We start from the raw sequence: 15,833 nt of genomic DNA on the forward strand, positions 1-15,833 counted from the left end.
CGCGTCCGCGCCCACGAGGGCCAAAGGTACCGCGCGCATGCACATTCTGCTGGTGGAAGACGACGACGAGCTTGGCGACGCCATCAAGCACGCCCTCGAACAGCAGTCCTACGCGGTGACCTGGCTGCGCGACGGCAACCAGGCCCTGCACGCGCTGCGCAGCGAACCCATCGACCTGGTGCTGCTGGACCTGGGCTTGCCCGACAAGGACGGCCTGGAAGTGCTGGCGGAGACCCGGCGCGCGCGCATCAAGACACCCGTGCTCGTGATGACCGCCCGCGACGCGCTGGAAATGCGCATCCGCGGCCTGGACCTCGGTGCCGACGATTACCTGGTCAAACCGTTCCATCTGGGCGAACTGGCCGCGCGCATCCGCTCGCTGACGCGGCGCGCCCAGGGCCTGGCCGATAGCGTCGTTGAGGTCGGCAACCTGCGCCTCGACCTGGCTTCTTCGGAAGTGGAATACCGCGGCGAGAAGATCGGCCTGACGCGGCGCGAATTCGCCCTGCTGCGCGTGCTGATGGAGCGCGCCGGCCGCATCGTCCGGCGCGAGGCACTGGAGAGCTCGGTCTATGGACTGGACACCATCGTCGAGCGCAACGCCATCGAAGTGCAGGTGCACTGGCTGCGCCGCAAGCTCAGCCCGGAGGTCATCCACACCGTACGCGGCGTGGGTTACATGATTCCGCGCGAACCCAAATGAGCGCCGCTGCGGCCAGCCTGAGAACCCGCCTGACCTGGCTGATCATCGCGGTGCTGGTCGGCGTGCTCATTCCCCTGGGCGTGATCAGCTATCAACGCGAGCAGCGTGAGATGGCCCAGCTCCTGGACGGCCGTCTCGCCCAGGCCGGTCGCACGCTCGGCACACTGATCGCTCATGGCGACCTGCCCGAGCGTTCGGACCAGCTGGCGGGCGTCACGCCGTCGCCGCCCAGGCGTCAAGGCAGCGTGGTGGTCTCGGTCCATCCGCGCAATTACGAACCCGAAGTGGGTTTCCAGGCCTACGACCCGCACGGCACGCTGATCGCCGCCACCGCCAATCTGGCCGATCTGCCGCCGCCGAGCTCTACCGAACGCGGTTTTCTCGACATCAGGCATAGCGGCACGCTGTGGCGCACCTTCACCCTGCAGAACCGCGCCGGACTGGTCATCCGCATCGCCGAGCGTTATGACAACCGCCGCGACATCACTCGTGGCCTCGTGATCGAGCATACCCTGCCACTGCTGGTCGGCCTCCCCCTGCTGGCACTGCTGGTGAGCCTGGCGGTCAAGCGCGGCCTGCGCCCGATGGCGCTGCTCACCGAATCGCTGGACCGCCGCACGCCCGGCAGCCGCCAGCCGGTCTCGGCCAAGGATGCGCCGAAGGAAATCAAGCCGCTGATCGCGGCGCTCAACCAGCAGCTGGAACGCCTGGAGGATGCGCTCGAGCGCGAGCACCGTTTCGCCACTGACGTCGCGCACGAACTGCGCACGCCGCTGGCGGCGACCATGATCCATCTCGAAAGCGCGACCCTGTCCGGCGATCCGGTCGAACTGGAATTCGCCGTCGGCCATGCCCAGCAAAGCATGGCGCGGCTGGCACGGCGCATCGAGCAGATCCTGGCGATGGCGCGGCTGGAAGCCGGCGCCGCGTCGCAACAGCGCATCCGGCTGGACCTTGTGCGCGTCGCCACTGAAGTGATCGAAGAGCTCGCGCCGCTGATCGCCGAGAAGGAGATCGCGCTAAGCCTGACCCATGACCGGCCGGCCCTGTACGTATGGGGCCACGAAGTAGCTCTCGCCGCGATGTTCCGCAACCTGATCGAGAACGCCTTGCGCTACACCGGCCACGGCGGCCAGGTCGACGTATCGATCCGGCAGGAGGGCGGCAGCGCGGTCATCGACATATGCGACAACGGGCCCGGCATTCCGGCGGAACGCCGGCAGGCCGTCTTCCAGCGTTTCCACCGCGAGGTGGAAAGCGCCACTCGCGGCTACGGGCTCGGATTGAGCATCGTCCAGCGCGCGATCGAACTGCATGGCGCGCGCATCGAGCTGCTGCCCTCCCCCCTCGGCCATGGCCTGCTGGCACGCATCCACATGGACGCCTGCGCGACCTGACGGCCGTGTGACGCTTTCCTTACAGACGCCCAAAAGGTTTCCACAAGGCTGGCCTGGGATCATGTCGCGCAATGGGCCAAGCCCCGCCTCGCATGGTGCGCGATGAACCTGATCTCCCCACCGCTCCCGCCAGTCGCCTAGCGGCACGCCAAGCGACATCCCCAGCCTGACGGGCGGCCGCGCCGCCCCGTCGCGGCGCCCGTGCGCCGCGCGTTACCGGAAGCTCCCATGATTGGCCTCGTCCGCATCGCCCTCTCGCGCCCGCTCACGTTCATCGTGCTCGCCCTGGTGATCCTCATCGCCGGTCCGCTCGCGGCGTTCCGTACGCCCACGGACATCTTCCCGAACATCGGTATTCCGGTCATCAGCGTGGTGTGGACCTACAACGGCCTGCCGCCCGACCAGATGTCCGGCCGCGTGATCTATTACTACGAACGCCAGCTCACCACGTCTGTCAACGACATCGAGCACATGGAGTCGCAATCGCTGCCGGGCGTCGGCATCGTGAAGATCTTCTTCCAGCCCGGCGTGGACATCCGCACCGCCACCGCTCAGGTCACTTCGATCTCGCAGACGGTGGTCAAGCAAATGCCGCCGGGCATCACGCCGCCACTGATCCTCAACTACAACGCCTCGACCGTGCCCGTGCTGCAGATGGCCCTTTCCAGCAAGGACCTGTCGGAAGCGAAGATCCGCGACATCGCGCAGAACTTCATGCGCCCGACGCTGATCTCTGTGCCGGGCGTGGCGATCCCTACGCCGTACGGTGGCAAGCAGCGCCAGGTCACGCTGGATCTCGACCCGCAGGCGCTGGCGGCGAAAGGCCTGTCTGCCCAGGACGTAGGCAATGCGCTGGCCGCGCAGAACCAGATCATCCCGGTGGGCACGGCAAAGATCGGCACGTACGAGTACCACATCCAGCTCAACAACAGCCCCACCGCGATCGAGGAACTCAATCAGCTTCCGGTGAAGACCGTGCACGGCGCCACCATCACCATCGGTGACGTGGCGCACGTGCGCGACGGCGCACCACCGCAGAACAACGTCGTGCGCGTAGACGGCAAACGCGCCGTGCTGATGCCCGCTTTGAAGAACGGCAACGCCTCCACCCTCGCCGTGGTCGCCGGCATCAAGAAGCTGATGCCGCTGATCGCCGAAACCCTGCCGCCGTCGCTGAAGGTGTCGCAGCTGGCGGACCAGTCGCTGTTCGTCAAGGCAGCCATCAGTTCGGTGGCGCGCGAAGGCATCATCGCCGCGCTGCTGACTTCGGTAATGATCCTGATCTTCCTCGGCAGCTGGCGTTCTACCGTGATCATTGCGGTGTCCATCCCGCTGGCGATTCTCGCCGCGATCACCTTGCTGGCCGTGTTCGGGCAAACCCTCAACGTGATGACGCTCGGTGGCCTCGCGCTGGCGGTGGGCATTCTGGTGGACGATGCCACCGTGACGATCGAGAACGTCAACTGGCATCTGGAGCAAGGCAAGGACGTACGCACGGCCATCATGGATGGTGCCAGGCAGATCGTCGGCCCCGCCTTCGTCTCGCTGCTGTGCATCTGCATTGTGTTCGTGCCGATGTTCCTGCTCGACGGCATCGCCGGCTTCCTGTTCCGGCCGATGGCGCTGGCGGTGATCTTCGCCATGGCCTCGTCCTTCGTGCTCTCGCGCACGCTGGTGCCCACCCTGGCGATGTACCTGCTCAAGCCGCACGTCACCGAGAAGGGTACGGGCGATCATCCGGAAGATCCCTACATCAATCATCACGAGGGCGACCAGCATCCGCCGCGACGCCGCAACGCGGTGGTGGCCGCGCTGGTGCGCTTTCAGCAGAACTTCGAACACCGCTTCTCGATCATCCGCGACGCCTACTACGCCACCCTTGCGATGGCCATCGCGAACCGGCGGCGTTTCGCGCTGGGTTTCCTGGCGTTCGTGCTCGCCTCGTTCGCGCTGGCGCCATTCCTTGGCCGCGATTTCTTCCCCGACGTCGACGCCGGCTCGATCGCGTTGCACGTGCGCGCGCCGATGGGCACACGCGTGGAGGAAACGGCGGCCGAGTTCGACCGTATTGAAGCGACGATCCGCCAGGTGGTTCCGGCCGACCAGCTGGAAACCGTGATCGACAACATCGGCCTGCCCTTGAGCGGCGTGAACCTGGTCTATAACAGCAGCGGCACCATCGGCCCGCAGGACGGCGACATCCAGGTCGTGCTCAAGGACGGCCACGATCCCAGCGCCAATTTCGTGCGCAAGCTGCGCGAGCGCCTGCCACGCGAGTTCCCGGGCACGCAGTTCGCGTTCCTGCCGGCGGACATGAGCAGCCAGATCCTCAACTTCGGCGCGCCGGCGCCGCTGGACATCGCCATCACCGGCCGCGATCGCGAAGCCAACGAAACCTACGCCATGCAGATCATGAAGAGCCTGCGCGAAGTGCCCGGCATCGCCGACGTGCGCATCCAGCAGAGCTCCAGCTATCCGCAGTTCAACGTGCGCGTGAATCGCACCCGCGCGAACGAGCTTGGCATCACCGAGCGCGACGTGACCAACAGCATGGTCGCCTCGCTCGCCGGCAGCTCGCAGGTAGCGCCGGCGTTCTGGCTCAATCCGAAGAACGGCGTGTCCTACGCGATCGTCGCAGCCACGCCGCAATACCGCATGGATTCGATGGCCGACCTGGCCAGCTTGCCAGTCACCTCGTCCGGCAACGGCTCCAACCAGATCCTAGGCGGCATCGCCAGTTTCTCGCGCGAACCCAGCGCCGCCGTGGTCTCGCACTACAACATCATGCCCGCGTACGACATCTACGCTTCGGTGCAGGATCGCGATCTGGGCGCGGTCGCGGGCGACGTGCAAAAGGTGCTGGACCGCTACGCCGCGCAACGTCCGAAAGGCACGCTTGTCAGCCTGCATGGCCAGGTGGGCACGATGAACGAGGCGTTCGGCGGCCTGCTGTTCGGCCTGGTCGGCGCGATCGTGCTGATCTACCTGTTGATCGTGGTGAACTTCCAGTCCTGGCTGGACCCCTTCGTGATCATCACCGCCCTGCCCGCCGCGCTGGCCGGCATCGTGTGGATGCTGTTCCTTACCCACACCTCGCTGTCGGTGCCCGCGCTGACCGGAGCCATCATGTGCATGGGCGTGGCTACCGCCAACTCGATCCTGGTGGTGAGCTTCTGCCGCGAACGCCTGGCCGAGCATGGCGACGCTTTCCGCGCCGCGATGGAGGCGGGCTTCACGCGCTTCCGTCCGGTCTGCATGACCGCGCTGGCGATGATCATCGGCATGCTGCCGATGGCACTCAGCCAGGAACAGAACTCACCGCTGGGCCGTGCCGTGATCGGCGGCCTGCTGTTCGCCACCGTCGCCACGTTGCTGTTTGTCCCCGTGGTGTTCACCTTCGTGCACGGCCGCGAGCAGACCGCGCCGGCCCCCGAAACCTTGCTTGGAGAACCCGCCCATGTCGCATGACAACGTCGCGGCCGCGTCGAGGCGGCCACCTGATCTCCGTCGCGCGATCCGCGTCGGCCTGGTAGCCGCCGTGCTGGCCACCATCGCCGGCATCTCGGTACGCGCCTACGACTACCACAAGGTGGTCAAATGGACCGATGCGCAGGTGACGCCCAGCGTGCAGGTGATCGATCCCATCGCGGGCGACGACGCGCAGGCGATGACGCTGCCCGGCCATCTGGACGCCTGGATCAGCACGACGATCCACGCACGCGTCGGCGGCTACCTGAAGACCTGGAGCCACGACATCGGTAGCCAGGTGAAGGCCGGCGAAGCGCTCGCCCAGATCGACACGCCCGAGCTCGACCAGCAGTTCGAACAGGCCAAGGCGAACCTCGTGCGCGCCAGGGCGAATGCCAGGCTGGCCGAACTGACCGACCAGCGCTGGCGCAACCTGCTGGCGTCGAACTCCGTGTCCAAGCAGGAGGCCGACGAGAAGGCCGGCGAGGCCGAGACCGCACGCGCCAACGTGCTCGCCGCGCAAGCGGACATGGACCGCATCGCGGCCCTGGAAGCGTTCAAGCACATCACCTCGCCCTTCGACGGCACTGTCACCGCACGCCACACCGACATCGGCGACCTGATCAACGCGAACAACGACAACAGCCCGGCGCTGTTCACCGTGGCGGACACCAGCCGAATGCGCCTCTATGTCGAGATTCCGCAGGGCTACGCTTCCTCGGTAAAACCGGGCATGACGGTGAAACTCGACGTGCTGGACCATCCGGGAGAGACCTTCACCGGCCATCTGATCGGCAGCTCCGGTGCGGTCAACCAGGCCTCTGGCACGTTGCTGGCGCAGTTCGAAGTGGACAACCCCAAGGGCGAACTGATGCCCGGCTCGTTCGCCGAAGTGAGCGTGCCGATGCCTTCCGATGGACATGTCATGACCGTGCCCGCGACGGTGCTGATCTTCCGCGCCGCCGGACCGCAGATCGCGGTGGTCGGCACGAACGGCAAGGCTGAACTGCGCAAGGTGCATATCGCGCGCGACCTTGGCGACCACCTGCAGATCGACCAGGGCCTGCGTCCGGGCGACCGCATCATCGATCATCCCTCCGACTCGCTCGCTGCCGGCGATCCCGTCCGCGTCGCGGCGCCCGCGCCTGCGACGGAAACGGCGGCGAACATCGCCAAGGCGAAATGAGCATGGCCACGCCACTCCGTCTGCGCCACTTCCCGCGCGCGCTGCGCGCCCTGATGCCGTTGGCCGCGATCGCGCTGCTGCCGGCCTGCTCGCTCGCGCCGGCCTACCGGAAGCCCGACGTCGGCCCGCTGCCCGCGGCCTTCGCAGGACAGACCCGAGAAGGTATGTGGGCGCCCGCGCATCCCGTGGACGATGCGCCACGCGGCCCATGGTGGTCGGTCTATCGCAGCGCGAAGCTCGATGAACTCGAGCACCAGCTCGACAGCGCCAATCCGACGCTCGCCGTGGCGCTGGCCCGCTACGACGCCGCCACGGCGTTCGAACAGCAACTGCGCTCGGGACTGTTTCCGCAACTGGGTCTGGCCGGAAGCGCGACACGCAACCGCCAATCCGACAACCGTCCGTTGCGCGGCAACAACCAGCCTGACGAATACTCCGCCGATACCGTCGGATTCGGCGCGAGCTACGAACTTGACCTGTGGGGACGCGTGCGCAACGAGGTCGCGATCGGCAAAGCCGATGAAGCGGCCGCCGCAGCGGATCTCGCTTCCGCCCGCCTCAGCCTGGAAGCGCGCATGGCCGACCTGTACATCCGGCTGCGCGGCTACGACGTGCAGGCGCGCATTCTCAACGACACGCTGGAAGCCTATCGACAAGGCCTCGCCCTCACCGAACGCCGTTTCCAGGGCGGCGTAGCGTCCGGACTGGACGTGAGCCGCGCCAAAGTCCAGCTGTCCGATGCCATGGCGCAGGTCTCGGAGCTGACCGCGCAACGTGCACTGGCCGAGCATGCCATCGCCACCCTGGCGGGCGTGCCCGCCTCGGGCTTCTCGCTGGCTCCGGCGCAGGGCGCATTGGATGTGCCCGCGATCCCGCTGGGCGTGCCGTCCACTTTGTTGCAGCGTCGCCCGGATATCGCCGCCGCCGAGCGCCGGATGTATGCCGCCAACGCCGCCATCGGTGTGGCGCGGGCCGCCTATTTTCCGGAGCTGAGCCTGACCGGCATGTATGGCTGGCAGAACACCGGCGCCGGTGCGCTGCTTACGGCCGGCAACCGGCTGTGGGCCCTCGGCCCCTCGCTGGCCATGAGCGTGTTCGACGGCGGGTTGCGCCGCGCGCGGGTCAAAGCCGCATGGGCCAATCTGGACGCCAGCTCAGGGCAGTACCGGCAGACGGTGCTGGACGCTTTCCAGCAGGTCGAGGACAACCTCTCGCTGCTGCAGCAGCTGGGCAACGAAGCCCATCAGCAGGACGACGCCGCGCAGGCGGCGCGCGAGTCCGAAACGATTGCCACCAACCGCTACCGCGAAGGCGCGGTGAACTATCTGGACGTAGTCAGCGCGCAGACCGCCGCGCTGCAGGCCGAACGCAGCGCCCAGCAAGTACGCACCCGGCGCCTGCAAGCCAGCGTGGATCTGATCCGCGCGCTCGGCGGTGGCTGGGATGGCGACATGTCCGACCAGGGCGCCACCGCCATGGCGCACCCAGCGGGAATACCTTCCGCACGCTAGGTCATGTGCGCACGAGAAGCGGAACGGGAACGGCGGGCCCCGGCCCGCCGTTTCGTTTTGCACGGTGTTTCCGCGAAGCGTCGCCTCCTTTTCCGGCTCCGCAAAAAAACGAAACGGCGGGCCAGGCCCGCCGTCTCTCCATCCCTGGGTCGAACTCCCTTCCGATAATCGTTCCCGCCGTTCTTAGAACGGGTAGTAGCGGAAGCTGGTGAAGACCATGTCTTCCTTGCCCGTCGGCGCGCCACCCACGCCCTCGAACGCCTTGCGCTCGGTGTGCGAGTACTGAGCGCCGAACTGGGCCTTGCCGAACTTGCCCTGGTAGAACTTCCACCAGAAGCCCAGCGTGCCCTGCCAGATCTGGCGGGTGTTGCCCACACAGGTGGCGGCGGCGGCGCCTTCGACGTCGCAACCGCTGTTGTTGTACAGCGGGTTGCCGTAGCCGAACGGCGTGCCGTTGTAGTTGTAGGCCTGCTTCTTCTGCTTCTCGCTGCCGCCGAAGGCGTAGATGTCCAGGTCGGCGGTCGGGTGGTAAGTCAGGCCGGCCAGCAGCATGGTCTCCTTGATCGGAGCCAGCTCGCCGGTGGGCTTGAAGGTCACGTCGGGCAGCTGGGCGCTGCCGTAGCGGCCGATGCCGCGACCGGTCATGCCGGAGAACTGGAATTCCAGCATCTTCGGCACCAGCGGCAGGATCATGCCGACGCCGAAGCCGCCGCCGTACACGTCATGGTTGGAACCGAGGTAGCGGTTGTAGAACGCGCGCCCCACGCCGAACAGCTCGTAGTGGCCGTAGCCCGGATCGGCGGCGACCTTCACCACCACATCAGGGATATGGTTGAGCGACAGCGAGTTGACCGAGTCGTAGCCCGAACCGGCGGCGATGTTGTACGTCGACTGCACTGGCGCCTTGCTGGCGTTGGGGCTGTTGTAGAACGTGGTCTGCGGGTTTTCCAGCGAGACGCCCACCCACCAGGTCTTGTTGAAATCCTTGACCAGGCGCAACTGGGTCTGGCGAGCCCAGGTGAAGCCCGGCAGGTACTGGGCGTCGATCTGCGGCGGGGTCAGCTCGGCGCGCGGGGTGATGCCCTTGCTGTTGAGCGTCAGCAGCGACCAGTTCTGGCCGGCCAGCAGGTGCAGGCCCTGGTTGTCCCAGTCCACCGTCATGTACATGTTGCGCTCGCGCGGGTTGAACGAGTTGCTCTCGTTCTGGTTCGCGGTCTGCGCGCCACCCAGGAAGTCGGCTTCGATATAGCCGGCCACATGGGTGTTCTCGTTCACGTCGCCCTGAGCGAGCAGTGACACGCGGCTCTGGCGGGCGGTGTAGCGGAATTCGCTGGTGTGCGCGGTCGGCACGTTGCGGTACGGGATGCCGTTCCAGTTCGACGCGATGTCCGCGCCCTGGTTGCGCGAGCGATAGATCGACTCGGCGGCAAGGAAGCCGCCCAGCGTGATGTTCACGCCCTTGTAGGCGAGCTTGTCGCTGGACTTCTTGACCTGGGCCTCGGTGGAGGCCTGGGCCTTCTGCACGGCCTCGATGTTCTGGCCGGTGCTGACGTTGATGTCCGACTGCGCGTCCGTACGCTGCTCCAGCTCGGCCACCTTGGCCTGAAGCGCCTGCAGCTGCGCCTTCAGCGCCTCGATCTCGGCATTCTTGGAAGCCTGGGAATCCTGGGTGGTCCTGGCCTTCTTCGTCTGGGCCGGTTCGGCAGCCACATGGAGGCTGACAACGCCCAAACCGGCGGCAATCGCCACCGCGAGCAACTTGGAACGCATGGATGTTCTCCGCATGTTGGTAGACATTGCCTGGACCGCCCCCTCTCGATCGGCCGGCCAACAGGATGGCGGGCAGGATGCGTTCGGTCTTTTACGATTCCGTGCTGTTTAGATGACAAATCCAAGACACCGGTGCACTTCCTTGCAACAAAGCGCTCCGGTCCGCTCACGGCTGGCCGGGGCCGGCTGATATGCTCTGTCGATGGATAAGACGGAAATCTTCAGCAACAGCATGGCCAGCCGCATGGCCGACCGCTTCCGCGGCTTCCTGCCGGTGATCGTGGACGTGGAGACAGGAGGCTTCGACGCCGAGCGCGACGCGCTGCTGGAAATCGCCGCCGTCATCGTGGACATGGACGCCGAGGGCTACCTGCGCCCGCGCCCGGCGGTCTCGGCCCACGTGGACCCGTTCCCCGGCGCCAACATCGACCCGCGCGCGCTGGAAATCACCGGCATCGATCCGGACAACCCGCTGCGCGGCGCACTGCATGAGCGCACCGCCCTGGATCACGTCTTCAAGGAAGTGCGCGAGCGCATGCGCGACGCGGACTGCCAGCGTGCCATCCTGGTCGGTCACAACGCGGCCTTCGATCTGGGCTTCCTCAATGCCGCCGTGCGCCGCGTCGGCCACAAGCGCAACCCCTTCCACCCTTTCAGCTGCTTCGACACCGCCACCCTGGGCGGCCTGGCCTATGGACAGACCGTCCTGAGCAAGTCGGTGCAGGCGGCGGGCTTCCCGTTCGACACGCGCGAGGCGCATTCGGCCATCTACGATGCCGAGCGCACGGCGGAACTGTTCTGCGCCATCGTCAACCGGTGGCGGCGGCTGGAGATGTTCGAGCGGGAGCACATCGGGCTGGATGTGCTTTAACTAAGGAGTCCGGAACCGGAGCCGGAACAGTGGCTTGCCGGTTCCCCGCGCGGGATTGCCAGGGCTTTCCCGCATCGAATATGACAGGTTGTCATATCGCTGAAACATTCAGCTCATTTCATTGCAACACGGCGCGCATGAAATAGCGGTCGGGCGGGAATCCCCCGTGACCCTTATTCGCTAAGGAGCAACCGTGTTGACCTCATCCAAGTATCTGTCCCGCATCGGCACGACTGCCGTGTTCGCCGCCGCGTCGGCGTTCGGCATGTCGGCCCACGCGACGGACATCACCGGCGCCGGCTCGAGCTTCGTCTATCCGGTGCTCTCGAAGTGGTCCGCCGCTTATGCCGAGAAGACCGGCAACAAGCTCAACTACCAGTCGGTGGGTTCGGGCGCCGGCGTGGCGCAGATCAAGGAAGGCACCATCGACTTCGGTGCGACCGACGCGCCGCTGAAGGCCGAAGACCTTGAGAAGTTCGGCCTGGGCCAGTTCCCGGTCGTAGTCGGCGGCATCGTGCCGGTGGTGAATATCCCGGGCGTCAAGGCCGACCAGGTCAAGCTCGACGGCGAAACCCTCGCCGACATCTTCCTGGGCAAGATCACCAACTGGAACGACCCCAAGATCGCCGCGCTGAACGCGGGCCTGACCCTGCCGGCCAAGAAGATCACGGTCGTGCACCGCTCCGACGGTTCGGGCACCTCCTTCAACTTCACCAACTACCTCTCCAAGGTCAGCAAGGAGTGGGCGGACAAGGTGAAGTTCGGCACCGCCGTCGAGTGGCCGACCGGTGTGGGCGGCAAGGGCAACGAGGGCGTGTCGCAGTACGTCAAGCAGATCCAGGGCTCGATCGGCTACGTCGAGTACGCCTACGCGAAGAAGAACACCATCGCCTGGGTGGACATGAAGAACGCCGCCGGCCAGTTCGTCACGCCGACCGCGGAGAGCTTCGCCGCCGCCGCCGGCACTGCTGACTGGACCAGCGCCAAGGACTTCAACGTCATCATGACCAACGCCCCGGGCGCGCAGGCGTGGCCGATCACCGCCACCACCTGGGTGGTGATGTACAAGAAGGCGAAGAACGCCGAGCACACCAAGGTCGCCTTCGACTTCTTCAAGTGGTCGCTGGAGAACGGCCAGAAGGATGCCGCCTCGCTCGACTACGTGGCCCTGCCGGACACCCTCGTGAAGAAGATCGAAGCCTACTGGGGCAGCGAGTTCAAGCACTAATCGTTGTGGCGGGCCTCCACGCAACCCGCCGCCACCGGCACGGAAGCCGGATGCACGACCAGGCCGCCCCCTCGCAGGATGGGGCGGCCTGTTGCTGAAAAGCGCCGACGCGGCGCGGATTCCATCGATCGGGCGGTCCAGCCGGCCGGCGTTGCCTAGGAAAGCGAAACCATGCAAGCGAACGAGGCCGCGGTAGCGCCCCTCTCCACCCAGGAAGTCCGGGCCCATCGCGACGCGCGGGACGACCGCCTGTTCGGCTGGATCCTCAAGGGTTGCGCCCTGCTCGTCCTGGCCAGCCTGCTCGGCGCCGCGGGCGCTACGCTGTGGGGCGGACGCGAAGCGTTCTCCACCTTCGGCCTGCACTTTCTCACCAGCAGCGAATGGAACCCCAGCGACGACGTCTATGGCGCGCTCGTGCCGGTGTTCGGCACGCTGATCACTTCTTTCATCGCCCTGCTCATCGCCGTGCCGGTGAGTTTCGGCATCGCACTGTACCTCTCCGAAGTCGCGCCGCCGTGGCTGCGCACGCCGGTTGCCTCGGCGATCGAGCTGCTGGCCGGCATTCCCTCGATCATCTACGGCATGTGGGGCCTGTTCGTGTTCGCGCCCTTCTTCGCCGACCACGTCAAGCCGTGGCTGACCAGCTACCTGGGCAACCAGCCGGACGACGGCAAGGTGTCGTGGGTCGCCCAGCACATTCCCTTCATCGGTCGCATGTTCGGCAACGACAACCCGTTCGGCGGCAGCGTGCTGACCGCGGGCATCGTGCTGGCGATCATGATCATCCCGTTCATTTCCTCAGTGATGCGCGAAGTGTTCCAGACCGTGCCCACGCGCCTGAAGGAGTCGGCCTATGCGCTGGGCTCCAGCACCTGGGAAGTGGCATGGGACATCGTGCTGCCCTACACCCGCTCGGCGGTGATCGGCGGCATCTTCCTGGGACTGGGCCGTGCGCTGGGCGAGACCATGGCGGTGACCTTCATCATCGGCAACAAGATGAAGCTCTCGCCCTCGCTGCTCGATCCGGGTGCATCCATCGCTTCGACCATCGCCAACCAGTTCGGCGAGGCCGCCGGCCTGCAGAAGTCCTCGCTGATGGCGCTCGCCTTCCTGCTGTTCGTGGTTACCTTCATCGTGCTGATGATCGCTCGCCTGATGCTGCGCCGACTCGCCCACAAGGAGGGCCGCTGATGAAGTCCTCCTCGCTCTATCTGCGCCGGCGCATCACGAATGTCGTGGCGCTGGGCATGAGTTCCTTCGCCACTCTGATCGGCCTGGTCTTCCTGGCCTGGATCCTGTGGGAGACGCTGCGCCAGGGCATCGGCGCGATGAACTGGAACCTCTTCAGCAAGATCTCGGTGTACCGCGAGAACGGCGGCCTGGCCAATGCCATGGTGGGCAGCCTGATCCTGGATCTGCTGGGCATCGCCATCGCCACGCCGATCGGCGTGCTGGCGGGCACCTGGCTGGCCGAGTACGCCAATCGCACCAAGCTGGGCGAGTCGATCCGCTTCCTCAACGACATCCTGCTGTCGGCGCCGTCGATCGTGCTGGGCCTGTTCGTCTACACCATCGTGGTGCTGCCGACCACCGCCCTCACCAACGGCAACATCACGTTCTCCGGTCTGGCCGGCGGCGTGGCGCTGGCGCTGATCGCCCTGCCGGTGATCGTGCGCACCACCGACGAAATGCTGCGCCTGGTGCCCTCGACTCTGCGCGAAGCGGCACTGTCACTGGGTATCCCACAGTGGAAGCTCACCCTGCAGATCCTGATGCGCGCCTCGCGCTCGGGCATCATCACCGGCGTGCTGTTGGCGCTGGCGCGCATCAGCGGCGAGACCGCACCGCTGCTATTCACCGCGTTCGGCAACAACTTCCTGACCTTCAACCCGATGGACAAGATGCCGAGCCTTCCCCAGGCGATCTACGAATACACCAAGGACCCGGACCCGGCGATCAACGCCATCGCCTGGGCCGGCGCCTTCGTGATCACCATGTTCGTGCTCGCGCTGAGCCTGCTCTCCCGCCTGATCCTCTCCCGCAACAAGGTGTCCCATGACTGAGTCCGCCGTCGCCGGCATCCATCCGCAGCCCGCAGCAGCGCTGGCGCCGACCAAGCTGCGCGTGCGCGACCTGAACTTCTACTACAACGGATACCATGCGCTGAAAGGCATCAACATGGACATTCCGGAGAAGAAGGTCACCGCGATCATCGGTCCCTCCGGTTGCGGCAAGTCCACGCTCCTGCGCATCTTCAACCGCATCTACGCGATCTACCCGAAGCTGGAGGCCAAGGGCGAGATCCTGCTGGACGGCGAGAACGTGCTCGACTCGCGCTATTCGATGAACAAGCTGCGCAGCAAGGTCGGCATGGTGTTTCAGAAGCCGGTGCCGTTCCCGATGACCATCTTCGAGAACGTGGCCTACGGCATCCGCCACCACGAGCGCCTGTCGCGCGCCGACATGGACATCCGCGTGGAGCAGGCGCTGCGCAGCGCTGCGCTGTGGGATGAGGTGAAGGACAAGCTCAAGCAGAACGCCCTGGGCCTCTCCGGCGGCCAGCAGCAGCGCCTTTGCATTGCCCGCGGCATCGCGCTCAAGCCCGAAGTGCTGCTGCTGGACGAGCCCACCTCCGCGCTCGACCCGATCGCCACCGGCCGCATCGAACAGCTGGTGGAAGAACTCAAGAGCGAGTACACCATCGTCATCGTCACCCACAACATGCAGCAGGCGGCCCGCTGTTCGGACCTCACCGCCTTCATGTACCTGGGCGAGCTGATCGAGTTCGACCGCACCGAGCAGATCTTCACCAAGCCGGGCAAGAAGCAGACCGAAGACTACATCACGGGTCGCTTCGGCTAAGTACTTTTGCCCCCTCTCTCTTCGGGGAGAGGGCTGGGGTGAGGAGCCGGTGCTGGCCAAAACCTGCCCTACCCGACTCAAACGAGACCAAACCATGAGCGGCAGCAGCAAGGAACACATCATCAAGAGCTACGACGACGAGCTCGCCCGTCTCACCGGCGAAATCGTGCGCATGGGCGAACTGGCCGTGACGCAGCTCGAATCGGCCATCGACGTGGTCGAGCGGCGCGACGAGCGCGCAGCCCAGCGCGTGGTCGCCAACGACGACGCCATCGATCAGCTCGAACAGGAAATCAGCCATGACGTCGTGCGCCTGCTGGCGCTGCGCGCGCCGATCGCCGGCGACCTGCGCAACGTGTTCGCCGCGCTGCGCATCGCCGCCGACATCGAACGCATCGGCGACTACGCCGCCAACGTGGCCAAGCGCTCCATTCCGCTGTCGATGGTCGCGCCGATCGCGCCGACCAACGGCCTGGGCTATCTCGCCGAGCTGGCAGCCGGCGAAGTGCGCGAAGTGCTGATGGCCTATCGCGACCGCGACGCCGAGCGTGCCTACCAGGTGTGGAAGGACGACGCCCTGCTGGACGAGGCTTACACCGGCTACTTCCGCCAGCTGCTGACCTACATGATGGAAGACCCGCGCAACATCACGCCGTGCACGCATCTGCTGTTCATGGCCAAGAACATCGAGCGCATCGGCGACCACGCCACCAACATCGCCGAGAACATCTGGTTCCAGGTGCACGGCGAGCCGCTGAACACGCAGCGCAGCAAGCGCGATTTCACCTCCAGCCCGGAAATGACCAAGCTCGGCGATCGCCCCGAGTAAACGCCCGC

General features: G+C 66.0%; 12 protein-coding genes. 11 read left to right on the forward strand and 1 reads right to left on the reverse strand.

The window, feature by feature from the left end:
* Nucleotides 1-37 precede the first annotated feature (37 nt).
* The 5 genes from ACNR9O_RS13625 (at nt 38) to ACNR9O_RS13645 (ending at nt 8,265) form a co-directional block, all read left to right on the forward strand.
* Complete coding sequence (locus tag ACNR9O_RS13625) at nt 38-703, forward strand: response regulator (protein WP_473687985.1); 666 nt, start codon at nt 38-40, stop codon at nt 701-703.
* Nucleotides 700-2,100, forward strand: a complete 1,401-nt coding sequence (locus ACNR9O_RS13630; protein WP_473687983.1) for a sensor histidine kinase — start codon at nt 700-702, stop codon at nt 2,098-2,100. Before ACNR9O_RS13625 ends, ACNR9O_RS13630 begins: the two co-directional genes overlap by 4 nt.
* A gap of 228 nt (nt 2,101-2,328) precedes the next feature.
* Entirely contained in the window at nt 2,329-5,568 is a 3,240-nt protein-coding gene (locus tag ACNR9O_RS13635) for an efflux RND transporter permease subunit (protein ID WP_473687981.1), read from the forward strand.
* Nucleotides 5,558-6,754: an efflux RND transporter periplasmic adaptor subunit gene (locus ACNR9O_RS13640; RefSeq protein WP_473687979.1), complete on the forward strand. Its 1,197-nt coding sequence runs from the start codon at nt 5,558-5,560 to the stop codon at nt 6,752-6,754. Before ACNR9O_RS13635 ends, ACNR9O_RS13640 begins: the two co-directional genes overlap by 11 nt.
* A 2-nt stretch (nt 6,755-6,756) precedes the next feature.
* Complete coding sequence (locus tag ACNR9O_RS13645; protein ID WP_473687977.1) at nt 6,757-8,265, forward strand: efflux transporter outer membrane subunit; 1,509 nt, start codon at nt 6,757-6,759, stop codon at nt 8,263-8,265.
* A gap of 183 nt (nt 8,266-8,448) precedes the next feature.
* On the opposite strand, the gene ACNR9O_RS13650 is transcribed toward ACNR9O_RS13645, so the two are convergent.
* Nucleotides 8,449-10,035 carry a hypothetical protein gene (locus ACNR9O_RS13650; RefSeq protein WP_473687975.1) on the reverse strand — a complete coding sequence of 529 codons (1,587 nt, stop codon included), beginning with the start codon at nt 10,033-10,035 and terminating at the stop codon, nt 8,449-8,451.
* A gap of 202 nt (nt 10,036-10,237) precedes the next feature.
* Between ACNR9O_RS13650 and rnt the strand changes: the two genes are divergently transcribed.
* From rnt to phoU, 6 genes are all read left to right on the forward strand, one after another.
* Nucleotides 10,238-10,906 carry a ribonuclease T gene (rnt, locus tag ACNR9O_RS13655; RefSeq protein ID WP_473687973.1) on the forward strand — a complete coding sequence of 223 codons (669 nt, stop codon included), beginning with the start codon at nt 10,238-10,240 and terminating at the stop codon, nt 10,904-10,906.
* Nucleotides 10,907-11,120: 214 nt separating this feature from the next.
* The gene (pstS, locus tag ACNR9O_RS13660; protein WP_473700784.1) at nt 11,121-12,134 is read left to right on the forward strand and encodes a phosphate ABC transporter substrate-binding protein PstS; all 1,014 of its coding nucleotides are present in this window, start codon (nt 11,121-11,123) and stop codon (nt 12,132-12,134) included.
* Between the two features lie 171 nt (nt 12,135-12,305).
* The gene (gene pstC / locus ACNR9O_RS13665) at nt 12,306-13,325 is read left to right on the forward strand and encodes a phosphate ABC transporter permease subunit PstC (RefSeq protein ID WP_473687969.1); all 1,020 of its coding nucleotides are present in this window, start codon (nt 12,306-12,308) and stop codon (nt 13,323-13,325) included.
* A complete protein-coding gene (gene pstA / locus ACNR9O_RS13670) occupies nt 13,325-14,197 on the forward strand; it encodes a phosphate ABC transporter permease PstA (protein ID WP_473687966.1) in 873 nt (290 codons plus the stop codon). The genes pstC and pstA overlap by 1 nt, the downstream gene beginning before the upstream one ends.
* The gene (pstB, locus tag ACNR9O_RS13675; protein ID WP_473687964.1) at nt 14,190-14,996 is read left to right on the forward strand and encodes a phosphate ABC transporter ATP-binding protein PstB; all 807 of its coding nucleotides are present in this window, start codon (nt 14,190-14,192) and stop codon (nt 14,994-14,996) included. Before pstA ends, pstB begins: the two co-directional genes overlap by 8 nt.
* A gap of 94 nt (nt 14,997-15,090) precedes the next feature.
* Nucleotides 15,091-15,825, forward strand: a complete 735-nt coding sequence (phoU, locus tag ACNR9O_RS13680) for a phosphate signaling complex protein PhoU (RefSeq protein WP_473687962.1) — start codon at nt 15,091-15,093, stop codon at nt 15,823-15,825.
* The last annotated feature ends 8 nt before the right edge of the window (nt 15,826-15,833 follow it).

The organism is Dyella sp. CR10 (assembly GCF_055814425.1).